Below are 17,511 nucleotides of genomic sequence, written 5' to 3' on the forward strand. Positions count from 1 at the left end.
AACTCAATTGTCTATCTTTTGGTATTAACCTATTTGTGCCTTAAGTCCTTTCCTGTATGGATTTCAGCTATTTTTGAGACTAGGCACTCTCATCGAATTTTATTTTAAGTTAATTATTTGCATAACAATTCCCGAAGAGCCCTTTTTCCCTGAAAATTAGGGTAATTTACCAGATGAAAATGGGTAAAACCCTACACCCTACACCCACGAGAAACTTGTTCAGCAGACCCTAGATAGTCAACAGCTTAGATAATCGCTTTAAAAGTCAGACAGAGGAATAATTCCACAGGCTTGAATTTTGCTGAAAACGAGGTGAAGTTGCCACAATAACCAATTGCCAACTCTCCAGAAAGCCACGGAGTTTTGATTGTCAGAAGCTTCCGGAGATGGGTAACAAAGATTTTCTTCAAAAATCAACCAATGAACGGGTAAATGACCGAGGGGAGAATTCGGCTCTAATTCAAAGTTTAGTTGCTCATAATTGAGCCATTGACCTTCCTTCCGCCAACCTAGGCGCTCGCCTAGTTTCTTTTGGGTTTCATAATCCACTAAACCACCGAGACTAGAGAAAATGGCTTGCTGAATACTAAACCCGAAATGACCATTACTATAATGAAGCCAAAGTTGATCAATTTTTTTCAAATCCGAACAAGGTAATTGAGCAATATCTTGAGGATAAACCTCATTCCAGTAGGTCTTACGCAAGATTTTCAATAGTAGCTTGGTTGTTTGGCGATCAGCCGCTTGCCACTGTTGCTTTCTTAGCAAATCTTGTAATTGATTATAATCAATATCAGCCGATTCTTGAGTTAAGATATTTGGGGAAGTCTGGGGATTTTTAGAAGTAGAAGATTTGTGAATATTGTTTTGAGTGAATTGAGAGACAACTATTGCTAGGGGAGTTTTGGGGATAGTGTCTTTTTGACAAGCCTCTTGTTCTGCTAAATGATGAGATAATTTATTGATGGTTTTTTCTAGGGAAATAAATTGTTCTGACCATTCACTTTCATTGAATAAGTAATCATTAAATTGATCAGAGGAAAAAGCCTCTTTTAACCTTGCTTCTTTCTCGTAACCAGTCGCCAGAAAATTTAGCAAAAACTCAGAATTTATGGCTGAATCTGACGTTTCTAAGAGAGCCGGCTGAGGTGGAAAAATATTATCTACCAAATACTTAATTTCTCCAACTGTTGCATAAAATTCTTCATCCACCTTAATCACTTCTTCTATTAATAATTGAAAAGGCGCAAAATAGTCCTGTAAGTAGTTTTCAAAATTAATCGCATTTTGGGCAAGATCAGCAATTTCTTGGCGAACTCGTTGAGATTTGAGTTGATAATGATTTAATTCCTCATAAATTTTGAGTTCTTGAATAATTGCTTGCACAATTTTTTTCTGCTTTTGAGTATCCTCGGCTAATTTCTGAACTCCTTCCCCTAGTAATTTAGTTTTTCTCAACATCAAAAAAGATGTTTTTCCCAGTAGCAAAATTGCCCGAAAATTTTCCTGTTTTTCCAGCTTGAGTTGATTGAGAATATTTTGATTATTATTATTTTTAATTTCTAACTTTATTCTCTCGTAGTCTAAGATTTTCAATTCTTGATATTTTTGGGAAAATAAAATTTTGAGATTGTCACTGAGTTGGAGTAAAAAACGATAATATCCGTCTTGATATATTTCTAGTCCATTAATTAATAAATTATAGTCTTTAATTAATAACTGAGTCTCGATCAAGATTTCTTGTTGAGTGATTTTTTCTTTTCGTTTAATAATCTTACCAAAATAGTAATGGTAGCGAACTCCTTCTTGAATTAATTTCCGACGTTCCTTGATGATTTTCTGAAAATTTTTTAAGTATCTATTTTTAAAAACAGGAAGTTGATAGCTTTGCTCATAAATGGCAATTTTTTTATAGGTCATCAGATGTTGAGAGTTCCTATTTAGCATAGCTATCTTAGACCAAAAAATTCCTCAATACTTAGCAATAATCATCCGCTGCCCCCATCTCTTGCAAGAGGGAGCAATACCTAATTAAACATTTTCAACTTCAACAACAACCGGTTCATTTTCAATAACTGGTTCATTTTCAATAACTGGTTCATTTTCAATAACTGGTTCATTTTCAATAACAACTGTTTGAGGACTTTCAGGAGTTGGCTCAGTTACCGTTTCTTGCTGCTTTACTGTCTGTTCTTGATGGTCAGTCAAGTGTTTTTTGGTTTTTAATTTCAGGTCATCAGTCAGAGGTAAAGCATCAATTTCAGCCAAAAGTGTTTCCAGGGATTCTTTTTTACTTCGCTCAGTGTAAAAAGCATTCAGAACCGCTTCAATTCCGTACTGAGCAATCGCATCTCCTAGGACAGTAACCAACCCCATCGCTCCAATACCCAGAAAAACTACAAAGGGTTGTCCGAGGGTCAGAATTAGCACGATGACAGCAATAATAGCCGAAGCTAAATAAGTACCTGCCACTTTTTTGATAATGTTATCGAGTTCCATAAAAATCACCTCAAATTTCTAGCGAAGGATTAGTTTAATTCTAAAGCAAGGTTAATCTGTCTGTTGATCGTCGTCAAGTAAAGCTTGAAGAAACGGTTCAAGACTTTTGGGACGATAATCGGAAAAAGCTTTTAATCGTTTGACCACACTGTGATGAACAGTGACAACTTTTGTATTGAAATATCGCGATTGCTCACCTCCCAAGGACGACAATCCTTTAACCGTATTATCGAACTTGATGGTCGGGTCTAGTTTAATTTGGAATTCCTCAGATTCAGAGGTGGTTGAGTCAAACTCTAATCCCAATTTTTTGGCTTGATTAATCATCCATTGTAAGGGGTAGTCGGAAAGTCCTTGATATTCTTTTTTGCCACCACCTAGACAGGTATGTTCACCGACAAATAAAACTTCTTTGACAACTTGTTCGGGATTGTCTGGATTGGCTTTGATCGGAGTATAAGGGAAGTTTTTACGTTTTTCATCAATGGCCACAGCATGAAAAGCATTCTGGATAATCGGACTTAGTTTTGTATTACTAAATTCATATTTTTTATGATAAAACTTAGCCAAGGGAAACCAAGGAGTTAAATCAGGAATACCAAAATTGCCAACTGTATCCCAACAACCTAACATCTTAACTGGAATACGATCTTGAAAATCTTCCTTTTCTGTCTCAATTTTTTTAGCATTAGCGGCACGAAATTGTTGAGCTTTGGCACTATCGAAACTAACGTTGTGGTCTCGATAGAGTTGATAAGCTAGGGGAATTTCTTTAATCTTAGAGCGTTTTAGGATTCCACATTTATCGATAAAACTAGCCAAACAACGAACGATATATGCTCCGCGACTAAAACCTAACAAATAAATTTCATCCTCGCTTTTGGGATTGTAGTTAAGGACAAGAAAACGATAGGCATCTTGAATCATCCGATCGAGTCCCCAGCCAAAAGTTTCATTCCCTAAACTTTTAATAAATTCGTTATCTTCGGCGCTGCCAGAACCTGACAAAAAGACGATTTGAGGGGTTTGATCCTCGGCAATATACTTAATAGATTCGGCGAATTTAACCACGTTGGTGGGGTAAGCACTGCCAGAGTTTTCCCAAGAACCATCACAACAAATAATTAACCGTTTTTTCTGGTTTGAATAAGTCAGTATATCCGGTTGAGAAATTGCCGTTTTAGTAATCTCCTCAATTTCATTACTGGCAAGAGCAGCTTCTGCGGCAATTATAATTGATTCTGAATTATCTTCCGGGGAAGGTTCTTGATTTTCTGCTGGAGCATCCTGTTCAATCACTTCTTCTTCTTCAAGGGAGTTAAAAATTTCGTTGACCATTGTTATCCTTTTCGCACTCCTTCTAGCTTTACTGCTAGTCTGAGTTTTTGATTTAGGGATCGAGGTCGGTTTAGAGGGAAGACTATCTAGTTGCCAGGTTGTCCCATAAAGAATACCATGATTGCTATAACTTGTTTGATCCTCGGCACTGCCGTTGAGTGATAAATAAGTGACTAGGCCAAGGTCATCAACTAAGGGAGATTGATACATCGTTTTTTGGATTTCTTCCTGGCTACGCGCTTGATTCCAAACAGAAAATTCGGCGAGACAACCTTGCCAATAATGGGAGAGATTAATAGAGGCTCCTAAGATAATTTTTTCAATCCCGGTTAAGGACCGGTTATGACCGTTGCCACGATGCCAAATAATCCCATTACGATAGAGCAACATTCGGCCTGTAGTCGCATTTTTGACAAAGGCCCAGTGAGTCCAATCACTATAATCCTTAAGCTTGACTTTTTTTTCAATTCGATCGAAACCTTCTTCGTTACCCGCATCCCAAAAAATCGCAGGTTTCACGGGATCGCCCCAAGGCAAGGTAATATGTAGAACGCGGTTATTTTCCCGATTAACAGCTTCTAAAAGAGTCGTTTCTGTAGCTAAATTATTTTCCCCTTTTGCCCAAAATGTAATGGTAATACTCTGATCGATGTCAAGAAATCCGTGGGATAGCTCCATGTAATCATCGATGCCATTAAATTTTAGTACAGAGCGTTGTTCAGCCATTGGTTTTGTCATCGACCGGGGGAGAAAGAGGTAATCAGGGGTTCAGGGATTCTGACCAATAAGAGACTGATCTATCTGTCGTGATTTCCCAGAATGCTACCGCCTAGCTTAACACATTTTAGTTATCTAGCGATATATATATAAATAAATGTGTAAGTAGATGGGCGTAAAAAACTCTAAGATCCCCCCGCCTGTCGGCACCCCCCTTATTAAGGGGGGCAGGGGGGATCGAGTGCAAAACCTATCTTCTATTTAATTGCAAACAGCTACTTAGGAGTCAACGACTAATATTCCAGAGCCGGCACTTGCTGTGGCGAGAAACTCAGAGGAGTTTACCCCAATCCCTATCGCCATCAATAGGCTTTGATGGGATGCACATGGCTGACTGACATCACTCCCCAGGCCAGTTATCAGCAAACCTTAGGTACTTATTGTAACTCTGACCAAATTCCGCGGCATCGCTCTACAATTAGTCCCTGAAAAATTAATTGGGTTGCGGGATGAATCTCTACTTTATACAGAGCAAAAAGACCTGTTGGACTATTTAGATTTAACTCCCTTCGCGTTAGAGATAAGGCTTTTGTTCGGTGCATTTCCACCGCTTTTAGTAAGCCTGTATAACTGATATTCCGCAGGGCCAATTGACCATTTTTTGTGAGATAAATAGCATCATTTTGCAAGAGATATTCCAAACTGATCAAACTAGCGTGGACATCCACATCTTTTTCTAAACCCCCTAAACGGTGAGCATCTAAACCAAAGCGAATGCAGAAATTAACAGCGACTAATTTTCCCGCTTCTTCGGCAGGTAAAGCACAATCGGCAAATTCAAACCCTAAACTATCTGAGCGCCACTCCTCGACTCCGGCATAGGTATAGTTTTGAAACAGTTTATTTTTGAGTTTTAAGTCAAATCCTAACCCACTAGCATGACCCGCTTCATGGAATTGGGTATCGAGATGACGATAGCGTTCACCATTAATTTGATCCTCTAGGGGTCCTAATAGCAAATCGGCCGTTTCTGGCTCAAAAATTTTTCGGATACATTCGTAGCTAGAACCAGAAAAGCGTCGTTTTTGCTCACTGGCATTATTTAAAGCTGGTCCCTGAACACTATTGGGAAAAGTCCACCTATGGGGAACGATAAAAGCCTCCCCCTTTTCACCTTTAACCGTGCCACAACTAGCAATTTCAGTAAAGGACAAATTTCTGGGAATCGGTTGTCTTAGACTGCCAAATTTTTCACGAGTCAAGCTTTCTAGTTGTTCGATAGAAGGTTCACTATTTTGGTGAATTTTTCCGTAAATTGCACTCAAAGTGAGTTGTCTTTCTCCCTGACGATTGATGCGATAGGGAGCAATCATCAGAAAATAACCATTTTTGCCGATAAAATTCAGATTAATGAAATCTTCTGATAAAATGCTCCAGTCGTTGGTTTCCAAAGCTGCTGCTGTTTTCCAGAGCCACTGAGCCGGAATTTCACAGCTATCTGCTTCCTGTTGACGCAGTTTTTTCGCCGCAATTGCAATTTTATTTTGCTCGATATCTTGGACGATTTCTTGAAAGAACTGTTGTTGATTGACCAGGGTTTGATTCATTTTTTTGGTAGCTAATTTCTGTAATAGTTTAACGTTGTTTTTTGAACCGTCTCTCATCGGCTAAACTCTTAGCCATTTTAAGATTTTAGGGTCTTTGTCATAGCGATAGGTCAGTCCATCTTTCCCCGTAATTGATTTTCCCTGACTGGCTTTGCTTCTAATGCTACTAAGGGAATAGTCGCTTAATTCCTTCATTTGTGCATGGGAAAGTCCTTCTTCGACTTCTGTTAAGATTGTTGTCGTTGGCGATTCGGGGGGTGGTTCCTTGGCAGAATTGATTTTAGGATTGACCTCGGTTTCCTGATTCGCTAAATCTTCGAGCCTATCTTGAGAATTATCGACAGAAATATTAATAATTTCTTTCACTTTTTGTCGGCGATATTCCTCCACTGTAAGCAGTTGCCAATGGGAATTACTAGAGAGTTCTAAAACCCATTGATGATAGTTAAAGAGACTTTCCCGATGTCCGACACTAATAAAAGTTGTGTGAGTTTTCTGCAATTGCCGATATAAATTTTCCTCATTGTTTAAGTCCAAAGCACTTGTGGCTTCATCGAGGATAGTAAAACTGGGACGGGTAATCAATACCCTGGCAAAAGCCAAACGTTGTTGTTCTCCCAAAGACAAAATGTTTTCCCAAGGCTCTTCTGTATCAAAGCTATTGACTCGATTTAGTAAATTTTGGAGATTGACTTCTTGCAAAACTTCCCTCAATTTTATCTCATTGGTTTCTTGATTGCGATTGGGATAAAGTAACTGTTCTCGCAAGGTTCCTAATATTATATAGGGACGTTGAGGCAGAAACAATACTTCTTCTAGGGGGGGGCGCACTAATCGGCCGGTGCCTGCATTCCATAAACCGGCAATTGCCCGTAGCAAGGAACTTTTACCCCGACCACTCGGACCGACAATTAATAAACCTTGTCCAGGCTGAACAGAAAGGGAGAGGTTTTCGACAATTACCTGTTCATAATCGGGAGTTTGCAAGGTGACATCTTCAAAGGAAAATTGGGTTTCTTCGATGGTTTTAATCGTGCTTAAATTTTCCGGTTGTTTAATGACTTCTTCTAAGGCTTGGGAAAATTGCGATAGACGTTCAACATAACTGCTAAATTGTGCCGAAGTGCCAAATTCACTAATTAATTCCGCCAGCGCCGTAGCAAACAAATTAGCCGCTAAACAGGCTTGCCCGACCTGTCCGAAACTAATGCCCTCACTATTGATATACAAAGGACCCAAAATGACAAAAGTAAATACTTGAATTGCCGCCTGATAGCCCCGACTAAAAATTTCTGTACCTCTCTCCCAATCAATTTTACGTTTAGCACTGTCTAAGAGTTTATTAAATCTCCGCTGAATAATATTTAATTCCTGATTTTCTCCCTCAAAGAAAGCGATCGACTCCGCATGATTACGAATATGAGTTAGAGCATAATTGTAGTTAGCCTTAAGTTCTAATTCTTCTTGAGTAATTTTATTTAAAGCTTGGTTAAAATAGATAGCAATGACGTTACCGAGAATTGTCCAAACGACTAAAATAATGGCGACAGAGGAAGAAATTGACCAGAGAATCACTAAAAAAGTGATCATATCTAGGACATTTTCTAGGGCAACGGCAAAAAAGGAGAGAGCTTTACTGGTAATCGGCTCAATTTCCTGGGATAAACGCTGATCTGGGTTGTCGATATCGGATTTAAAATTAATTCTGTAATAGGCGCGATTATGCAAATATTTGTTGAGAATCCAGTCATTGAGCCAAGCATACCAATCCAGGGCGATTCTTTTTCTGAGAAATTTAAGCAAGCCAACCAAAAGGGTGACAAAGAGCAGTCCAACCGCAAAAACTACCAAAGTTTTGACAAATTTATCAAAATCACTTTTTTCAAGGATGACATCAACTAAGTAATTACTAACAAAGCTATTGAAGGCATTTAAGCCTACAACTCCTAGTATTACCCCGATTAGTAGGATGAGCATTGCCCAAGCTTGAATCACATCGGCAAAAGTCCTTCCCCCCGACTCGGTAGGATACCAATAGGGAGCAGCGATCAGCTTGACACTGTGCCAAAATTTGCTGACATCGGAGATAATATTAGTCGTCGATCGATCTTGAGGGACTTTGGCGGACATATAGCATTTATATTTGAGTTGTGGACATTTTGCTGGAATGATTTTAGATTTTGGTTGGATTGACGGATTTGATCCTGATGTTGTCTGTGTGGGCTAGTTTCAGGAGAAACCCTCCCCTGTGTAGAAGGCAATTGGCGAAAATATAACGCTCCCCGACAATTTTAAGGTTATTTTGCTTGAGTTGTGCTAACATACTACCGTCGCTTTATCTGTCAGCATAGAGTGATCGCTTTCTCAGCCCACCTGCTACTGCTTTTTTAACCCTCGTTATCTTACTACAAGTAACCATTGTTTTGATAGCTAAAGCTAGTGAGGGATGCTCAGACTACCACATATTACCGAATTTCGTTGACCATGACAAATTTTCTTTTCTCTTCCATGACAAATTTCCTTTCCTATGATAGGATGTCAGGACACAAGAGACGGCTATGACCTGCTTGTCTTACTTGCCCCCCTTAGCTTCTTTTTTTGCTTTTCTCAACTTTGTCTTTTTGTCGCCTTTAGCAGACTAAACCATGCCAGTAATGCCAGCCTTTGCTAATCAGAAAATAGAGTTTACAGATATACTATATATTCCCTATTATGTCGGTGAACAAGTTAAAATTTTGCGTCAACGCTATTTTGGCAATGTTGTCTTTATTCATATTCACAAGACAGGTGGCAGAAGTATTGAGAAATCTCTAAATTTACCTTTTGAGCATAAAACTGCTTTAGAAAAAATTGACGAAATGGGCAAACAAAGGTGGGAGCGAGTATATAAATTTACAAGTGTTAGAAATCCTTGGGACAAAGTTATTTCTCACTTTCATTATCGTGTTGAGACCAATCAGACAAATTTAAGGACAAAACCAATAAAATTTAAAGAGTGGGTTAAGTTGACCTACGAGAATAAAGATTCTTTCTATTATGACATCCCTAAAATGTTTATGCCTCAGTTGGATTGGATTACAGATCATGAAGGGAAAATTTTAGTAGATTTTATCTGCCGTTTTGAAAATCTTAATAACGACTTCAGTGTCGTATGTGAAAAACTTGGTAAAAATGCGACTTTACCTCATATTAATTCCTCAAAACATGGCAACTACCGTGAATATTACGATGATGATACTATTGAGATTATCGCAAAATCCTTTAGCAGAGATATAGAGAAATTTGGCTATAAATTTTGATGTACTAGATTAACTAGGAAAAACGTTTTAAGATAAAATCAGATAGACTTCGTATTGTCGCTGCCAACAGACTAACCCATGCCAATAATGAAAGCCCTTACTAATCAGAAAATCGTTATTACAGCTACGTTTACCAGTGAACCAGTGGAGGATTCCCTGTCATATTGGCTCAAAAAAATAGGAGTTCCTTATTCAATAGAATTTGCTCAGTACAATCAAGTCTTTCAAGAATTACTTAATCCTGCTAGTCTTTTAGCGACTAATCAAAATGGGGTTAATGTGGTTCTGGTTAGATTTGAAGACTGGGAAGGAAGTAAAAACAAGACCGAGTTGACCTTAGAGCAAACCCTTAGAGACTTTGGTAATGCCTTGAAAACGGCAACAATGCGCTCGTCAATTCCCTATCTAGTCTGTGTCTGTCCCCCCTCTCCAACCCATGATACAACGTTCAATAGTTTACATGAGAAATTACAAGAACAATTAGACCGTGATCTCCAGAATATCCCTAGCATATATCTAATTAAAAGTCAAGCATTACTCAAGACTTATCCTGTACAAGAGTATTATGATCCTTATGGAGAAGAACTAGGAAATATTCCCTATACCTTGGCTTTTTTTGCGGCTTTGGGGACAATATTAGCGCGAAAAATCTTAGCCTTGATAAACTCTCCTTACAAAGTGATTGTCCTTGACTGCGACAATACATTATGGCATGGGGTTTGTGGAGAAGATGGAGTTAAGGGAGTGAAAATTGATGCTCCATTTCGAGCTTTACAAGAATTTATCATCGCAGAGCAAGCAGCAGGAAAGTTAATCTGTTTATGTAGCAAGAATCAACCAGAGGATGTCTTTGCCGTTTTTGAAGGACATCCCGATATGTTGCTTAAGGAAAATCATTTAGTAAATTGGCGTATTAACTGGCAAGAAAAATCTCAGAATTTGCAGTCCTTAGCGGAGGAATTACAACTAGGATTAGATAGCTTTATTTTTATTGATGATAATCCAGTTGAGTGTGCCGAAGTTAGAGCAAACTGTCCAGAAGTTTTGACATTACAACTTCCGGAAGATTACAATCATATTCCTAGATTCTTAGAACATATTTGGGCTTTTGATCAACTCAAAACCACTCAAGAAGACCGACAAAGAACTAATCTTTATCAACAGAATATTCAGCGTCAGAATTTACAAAAATATTCCCTTTCTTTTGAGAATTTTCTCGGCCAACTCAACTTAGAAATAGAGATTTCCCCGATGCAAACGGAGGAATTGACGCGAGTTGCCCAACTTACTCAACGTACTAACCAATTTAACTTAACAACTATCCGACGCTCAGAATCCCAAATTCAAAAACTTTGTGGTCTAGGGGAATTAGACTGTCGAGTAGTTAAAGTAAAAGATCGTTTTGGGGATTATGGTTTAGTTGGTTTGCTATTATTTACTGCTCAAGAAAAATCCCTGATTGTCGATACATTTTTGCTCAGTTGTCGAGTATTGGGTCGCGGTGTAGAACATAAAATGTTAGCTTATTTGGGTACAATTGCTCAACAAAAAGGGTTAGAACAACTCAAACTTATTTATAAACCTACCCCCAAAAATCAACCAATTTGGGATTTTTTAAGGACTGTTGGTCAAGAATTTCAGCAGGAAAAAGAGGAGAGATATTTATTTAATTTTCCTAGTTATATTGCGTCTAAAGTTAATTTCATTCCTCTCGGTGATGAACAGAAAATAGCTACTAAAAGTTCATCTAAAACAGTTAAGAGAATTATCCGATCAGAGTTTTTTGAAGAGATTGGAAATAACTTATATGATGCTCAACTAATTCTGCGAAAAATTAATTCTCAAAACCAGCGTCAACGGACTCAGTTAGAGACAGAATTTACTGCTCCTTGTACTCCTCTAGAAAAAGTGATTGCTTCTCTATTCGCAGAAGTCCTTAAACTTGACAGAGTGGGGAGAGATGACGACTTCTTTGAGCTTGGAGGTGATTCAATTCGGGGAGCAATTCTAATTAATAAACTGCAAGCACAAATAAACGAAATTATTCACTTTATTGTTTTATTTGACAGGAAGACTGTTAAGGAATTAGCTGCATATATAGAGGAACATTATCCAAAAGCAGTTACCAAAATAATAGGTAAAGAAAGAACCGAAATTAACAACCTACCACAAGAGCGCATTGATGAAGCTAAAGTGTTACAAATGCGCTCCTTAATTCCTGATCTTAGCAGCCCAATAGATGATGACAATAGCAAAAATCCACCAGCTATCTTTATTCTTTCTCCTTATCGTAGCGGTTCCACCCTACTCCGCGTTATCTTAGGAGGAAATCCACAGCTTTTTGCACCTCCAGAATTGGAACTACTAGGGTTTAATACTCTTGGGGAAAGAAAAGCAAAATTTTCTGGCCGTTACAACTTCTGGATGGAAGGAACAATTCGCACCATCATGGAAATTAAGGGGTGTAATCCTGAAAAAGCGATCGCAATTATGGAAGAATTAGAAGAGAAAAATCTGACTAGCAAACAGTTTTACCGTCTTCTACAGGGGTGGTTGGGAGATAAAATATTAGTGGATAAAACTCCATCCTATTCTCTAGATTTAGAAACTCTAAAACGAGCAGAAATAAATTTTGATAACCCTCTCTATATTCATCTGGTGCGTCATCCTTTAGGAATGATTCACTCCTATGAAGAAGCTAAAATTGAGCAAATATTTCCCTATCAAAATCCTTTCAATAATCGAGAACTTGCGGAAATCGTTTGGCTAATTAGCCATCAAAATATCTGCGAATTTTTACAACAAGTTTCTCCCCAACGTCAGTATCAAGTTAAATTTGAAGACATCGTTAAGCAGCCACAGAAAACCCTAGAGAGTTTATGTCAGTTTTTAGGAGTAGAATTTAATCCTGATATGCTGCAACCCTACCAAGAGAAAAAGCAGCGCATGACTGACGGTATTTATGCCGAATCTAGAATGCTAGGAGATGTAAAATTTCATCAACATCAAAGCATTAATCCTAACACCATTGAGCAATGGAAAGATTACTACAACATTGACTTTTTAGGTAATGTAACTTGGCAACTAGCAGAATCTTTTGGCTATCCAAAAAATAACAATAATATCCCCAAAATTAGTCGAAAAAATCCCGCCGAACCTCAGACTTTCCCGGTTTCTTTTGCTCAACAGCGACTATGGATTTTAGCGCAATTAGAACCGGACAGCCCTTTTTACAATATGTTTAAAGCGGTTCATCTTCAGGGACGTATAAATATAGAAATTTTAGAACGCAGTCTCAACGAAATTGTCCATCGTCACGAAATTCTACGCACTAATTTTAAGGAAGTAGCAGAAACTCCAGTACAGGTAATTGCTCCCCACGCAACTCTGAAAATTTCGGTTGTGGACTTACAAGGATTATCAGGACAAGAACAGTCAGAACAATTACAACTTTTAGCAACTGAGGATCAATTACAACCTTTTGACCTGACTACGGGAATATTGCTAAGAGCCACCTTAGTGCAACTTAAATCAGAATCATCAGCTTTGTTATTGACCATGCACCACATTATTAGTGATGGTTGGTCAATGGGAGTATTGCTCAAAGAATTGTCAAGTTTATATCAAGTATTTTTGCTTGGTGATGGTTCTGTTCTCCCAGAATTGCCGATTCAATATGCCGATTTTACAATTTGGCAACGGCAATGGTTACAAGGAGAAACTCAAGGTTTTATCACCATCCAAAACCAAATTAATTACTGGAAACAACAGTTAGCCGCAGCTCCTCCTTTGCTAGAATTACCTACGGACAGACCCCGTACCTCTGTGCAAACTTTCCGAGGTGGATGTTTTTCCTTTCAGTTAGAGGCAAAACTGACAGCATCCCTAAAAGAACTCAGCCACAAATCAGCAACTACTCTATTTATGACGTTGATGGCGGCTTATGTTACTCTATTATCCCGCTATAGTGGTCAGGATGATATTCTGGTAGGAACACCAATTGCTAATCGCAACTACCAAGAATTAGAAGGACTAATTGGCTTTTTTGTCAATACCCTAGTGATGCGAACTCGCTTAGAAGGTAATCCCAGTTTTGAAGAATTATTAAGACAAGTGCGTTCTGTTTGTACGAATGCTTATGCTAACCAAGACGTTCCTTTTGAGCAGATTATCGAAACTTTGCAAATAGAGCGCAGTCTTAGTCACAGTCCTTTGTTTCAGGTGATGTTTGTCTTACAAAATGTGGCCATGGAGGAATTAGAAACTCCTGAGTTAAAGATAGCGCATCTACCTCTAGATAATGTTAACGCCAAGTTTGATCTCACTTTACAAATGTGGGAAACAAATACAGAAGAAGGCAACTCTCTCCAAGGATTTTGGCAGTATAATACAGACTTATTTGATCAAAATACAATTGCTCGCATGACTGGTCATTTTCAGACATTATTAGAGACAATTGTTACTAATCCGCAAGAGTCGGTAGGAACCTTACCATTACTAACAGAAAAAGAGCGTCATCAACTGTTAGTAGAATGGAATAATACTGATACACCATACAGTTATACTCAGTGTATTCATCAGTTATTTGAAGAACAAGTAAAACGCACACCCGATGCGGTAGCAGTTGTATATTCAGGTCAACAATTAACCTATAATGAGTTAAATTGTCGAGCTAATCAGTTGGCACATTATTTGCAATCTTTGGGAGTAAAACCTGATAGTTTAGTCGGGATTTGTCTTGAGCGTTCTTTAGAGATGATTGTGGGGTTATTGGGGATATTAAAAGCGGGTGGTGCTTATGTTCCTCTTGACCCTGAGTATCCCAGTGAAAGGTTAAGCTTCATGTTAGAAGATGCTCAATTATCAGTGCTGTTAACGCAACAAAAGTTAGGAGAAACTCTCCCTCAACATCAAGCTTCGATTATTTGCTTAGATACCGACTGGGAAAAAATCGCTGAAAACAGCCATTCCAATCTAGAAAACACGGTCACTCCAGATAACTTAGCTTATGTTATTTACACTTCCGGTTCCACAGGTAAACCGAAAGGGGTGTTAGTCAATCACTCCAATGTCGTGCGATTATTTGCCGCTACAGATGCTTGGTATAATTTCAATAGTCAAGATGTCTGGAGTCTATTTCATTCCTACGCTTTTGACTTTTCGGTGTGGGAAATGTGGGGAGCTTTGTTATATGGTGGACGCTTGGTAGTTGTCCCCTACTTAATAACTCGTTCCCCCGAAGCATTTTATCAGCTATTATGTCAAGAAAAAGTAACAATTCTTAATCAAACTCCTACCGCTTTCCGTCAGTTAATTCAAGCTGAAGAATCCTTAAAAGGAAGTTTTCCCCCCTTATCAAGGGGGGTTAGGGGGGATCGTTCATCGACAACAGATAACGATTTAAGCTTACGTTTAGTTATTTTTGGAGGAGAAGCTTTAGAAATTAACAGCTTACAACCTTGGTTTCAGCGCCATGGCGACCAATGCCCCCAATTAGTTAATATGTACGGAATTACGGAAACTACCGTTCATGTTACCTATCGGCCATTAAGTATGACCGACTTGGATAGTACAGCTAGTGTGATTGGTTGTCCCATTCCTGACTTACAGGTCTATTTACTAGACCAATATTTACAACTTGTACCGGTTGGTGTACCTGGGGAGATGTATGTGGGAGGTGCAGGAGTAACAAAAGGTTATCTCAATCGTCCTGAATTAACAACAGAAAGGTTTATTTCTAGTCCTTTTGAGAAGGATGAAGTGATCCCCCCAACCCCCCTTAATAAGGGGGGCAATGAGCCGTCAAAATTGTATAAAACAGGAGATTTAGCCCGTTATTTACCCAAGGGAGAGTTAGAATATTTAGGACGCATTGACAATCAGGTTAAGATTCGCGGTTTTCGGATTGAGTTGGGGGAAATCGAAGCATTATTAGCATCTCATCCCCAGATTTGGGAAACAGTAGTAATAGTGAGGGATGATACAACAGGAGATAAGCGTCTTGTGGCCTACATTGTGCCACAATCGGAAAAAACGATTACCATTAACGAAATACGGCAATTTCTGAAAGCTAAATTACCCGGTTATATGATACCTAATGCTTTCGTTATTTTAGATGCCTTACCCCTTACTGCTAATGGTAAGATAGATCGTCGAGCTTTACCGCCACCAGAATCTAGTAGTGAAACATCAGACAAATATGTTGCGCCGCGTAACCCAATTGAGGATATATTAGTAACTGTTTGGTCAGAAGTGCTAAAAGTCGAGAAAGTGGGTATAAATGATAACTTCTTTGAACTGGGAGGCCATTCCCTCCTAGCCACTAAATTAGTAGCACAGATACGCGATCGCTTGAAAGTTGAACTTCCCTTACGTCAGTTATTCAACTCGGCGACACTAGCAGAATTAGCCCAAGGGATTGAACAGTTAAAACAGCAAAAATCCGATACCATCGTTCCAACTATTTTACCAAGAAAAAGAAAATGAATTTTGAAGAATTACCCCTATCTTATGCCCAACAGCGTTTATGGTTCTTAGATCAATTAGAACCAAACAGTCCCTTTTATAATATTTCCCTGGCCTTGCATTTAGCAGGAAATCTCCAGGTAGATGTCCTCGAAAAAAGCCTACAAGAAATTATTCAGCGCCATGAGTCCCTCCGTACAAATTTCGCCACCATTGAGGGAAATCCTGTACAAATAATCAAACCAGAAAGCAATTGGCAATTAACGCTTGTCAATGGTAAAGACAGCCCAAAATATCGAGAAGAGCAGGAAATAAAAAAATGGCTAGAAATTCACAGCCATCAACCTTTTGATTTAGCCAATGACTCCCTAATTAGAGCCACCCTACTTAAGTTATCAGACACAGAACATTTTTTGCTGATTTGTCTGCACCATATTGTCTCTGATGGTTGGTCAATGGGGGTATTTATTGAGGAATTGACAACCCTTTATAATGCCTATACTAAAGGTTTAGAACCTCTTTTACAAGAGTTACCAATCCAGTACGCAGATTTTGCAATTTGGCAAAGGGAGTATTTACAGGGAGAAATCCGACAAAATCAGTTAAATTACTGGCAAAAACAGTTAGCAGCAGCACCCGCTTTATTACATCTACCTACGGATTATCCCCGTCCTCTGCAACAAAGTTTTCAGGGAGATCGGATAAAATGTATCCTTTCTCCAGAACTCAGTCAAGGCTTAAATAAGCTGAGTCGGGAAAAAGGTGTCACCTTATTTATGACCCTCTTGACCGCATTTGGAATCCTACTCTATCGCTATACGGGACAAACAGACATTTTAGTCGGTACTCCCATCGCTAACCGTACTCGTAGTGAATTAGCTGGGTTAATCGGCTTTTTTGTCAATACCTTAGTCTTAAGAACAGATTTAGCTGGAAATCCCAGTTTTAGCGAGTTATTAAAACAGGTACGAGAAACAGCAACGGATGCTTACGACCATCAAGATTTACCTTTTGAGATGTTAGTAGAGGCCCTACAACCTGAAAGAAATATGAGTTATACTCCTTTATTTCAGGTGATGTTTGGTTTAGATAATGAAATTGTAGATAGCATAAATTTAGAAGGAATAAAAGCCACTCGTCAGCCTTTAGAATTTAAGACATCTAAGTTTGACTTAAGTTTATCTATACAGGTAAAAGAAGCTGGATTAACTGCAATTTGGGAATATAATACAGAGCTATTTAATCAAAGCACAATTGAGCGACTATCAGGGCATTTTGTTAACCTATTAACTGGGATTATTGCTAATACAGAACAAGCAATTAGTCAACTACCCTTACTGACAGAAAGCGAGACTAATCAGTTATTAATTGAGTGGAATAATACTCAAGTTGACTATCCTGAGTATAAGTGTATTCATCAGTTATTTGAGGAACAGGTAAAACGCACACCCGATGCGGTAGCGGTGGTCTGTTCCCAGCAACAATTAACCTACAATGAGTTAAATTGTCGTGCTAATCAACTAGCCCATTATCTGCGGAAATTAGGCGTAAAAGCTGATACTTTAGTCGGCATTTCCCTTGAGCGT

8 protein-coding genes are annotated in these 17,511 nt (G+C 38.6%); 3 read left to right on the top strand and 5 right to left on the bottom strand.

Translation table 11 applies throughout. The features are described 5' to 3' along the window. Window positions 1-258 precede the first annotated feature (258 nt). The 5 genes from IM509_RS02815 to IM509_RS02835 form a co-directional block, all read right to left on the bottom strand. Complete coding sequence (locus tag IM509_RS02815; protein ID WP_052278270.1) at window positions 259-1,920, bottom strand: GUN4 domain-containing protein; 1,662 nt, start codon at window positions 1,918-1,920, stop codon at window positions 259-261. A 111-nt stretch (window positions 1,921-2,031) separates the two neighbouring features. Next, window positions 2,032-2,499 (bottom strand): hypothetical protein, encoded by a 468-nt coding sequence (locus IM509_RS02820; protein ID WP_052278271.1) that lies wholly within the window; start codon window positions 2,497-2,499, stop codon window positions 2,032-2,034. 51 nt (window positions 2,500-2,550) lie between these two features. Next, the gene (locus tag IM509_RS02825) at window positions 2,551-4,563 is read right to left on the bottom strand and encodes a phospholipase effector Tle1 domain-containing protein (protein ID WP_185237809.1); all 2,013 of its coding nucleotides are present in this window, start codon (window positions 4,561-4,563) and stop codon (window positions 2,551-2,553) included. Between the two features lie 428 nt (window positions 4,564-4,991). After that, on the bottom strand, window positions 4,992-6,161 hold the full coding sequence (locus IM509_RS02830) for a DUF6014 family protein (protein WP_052278587.1): 1,170 nt from the start codon (window positions 6,159-6,161) through the stop codon (window positions 4,992-4,994). 60 nt (window positions 6,162-6,221) lie between these two features. Beyond that, a complete protein-coding gene (locus tag IM509_RS02835; RefSeq protein ID WP_185237808.1) occupies window positions 6,222-8,291 on the bottom strand; it encodes an ABC transporter ATP-binding protein/permease in 2,070 nt (689 codons plus the stop codon). Between the two features lie 515 nt (window positions 8,292-8,806). On the opposite strand from IM509_RS02835, the gene IM509_RS02840 reads away from it, so the two are divergent. The 3 genes from IM509_RS02840 to IM509_RS02850 all read left to right on the top strand — a co-directional run. Further along, window positions 8,807-9,460: a sulfotransferase family 2 domain-containing protein gene (locus IM509_RS02840; protein ID WP_185237807.1), complete on the top strand. Its 654-nt coding sequence runs from the start codon at window positions 8,807-8,809 to the stop codon at window positions 9,458-9,460. Window positions 9,461-9,547: 87 nt separating this feature from the next. Beyond that, window positions 9,548-15,946 carry a non-ribosomal peptide synthetase gene (locus IM509_RS02845; RefSeq protein ID WP_221634898.1) on the top strand — a complete coding sequence of 2,133 codons (6,399 nt, stop codon included), beginning with the start codon at window positions 9,548-9,550 and terminating at the stop codon, window positions 15,944-15,946. Further along, on the top strand, window positions 15,943-17,511 hold a 1,569-nt coding region (locus tag IM509_RS02850; RefSeq protein ID WP_272079447.1), incomplete at its 3' end, for a condensation domain-containing protein. The genes IM509_RS02845 and IM509_RS02850, both read left to right, overlap by 4 nt.

Origin of the sequence: Microcystis sp. M31BS1, from assembly GCF_020245285.1 — a bacterium.
Lineage (GTDB): Bacteria > Cyanobacteriota > Cyanobacteriia > Cyanobacteriales > Microcystaceae > Microcystis > Microcystis panniformis.

What these genes read in the sequence shown, in the direction of transcription:
- IM509_RS02815 (WP_052278270.1), bottom strand. Translation starts at nt 1,920, where the DNA reads ATGACCTATAAAAAAATTGCCATTTATGAGCAAAGCTATCAACTTCCT.
- IM509_RS02820 (WP_052278271.1), bottom strand. Translation starts at nt 2,499, where the DNA reads ATGGAACTCGATAACATTATCAAAAAAGTGGCAGGTACTTATTTAGCT.
- IM509_RS02825 (WP_185237809.1), bottom strand. Translation starts at nt 4,563, where the DNA reads ATGGCTGAACAACGCTCTGTACTAAAATTTAATGGCATCGATGATTAC.
- IM509_RS02830 (WP_052278587.1), bottom strand. Translation starts at nt 6,161, where the DNA reads ATGAATCAAACCCTGGTCAATCAACAACAGTTCTTTCAAGAAATCGTC.
- IM509_RS02835 (WP_185237808.1), bottom strand. Translation starts at nt 8,291, where the DNA reads ATGTCCGCCAAAGTCCCTCAAGATCGATCGACGACTAATATTATCTCC.
- IM509_RS02840 (WP_185237807.1), top strand. Translation starts at nt 8,807, where the DNA reads ATGCCAGTAATGCCAGCCTTTGCTAATCAGAAAATAGAGTTTACAGAT.
- IM509_RS02845 (WP_221634898.1), top strand. Translation starts at nt 9,548, where the DNA reads ATGAAAGCCCTTACTAATCAGAAAATCGTTATTACAGCTACGTTTACC.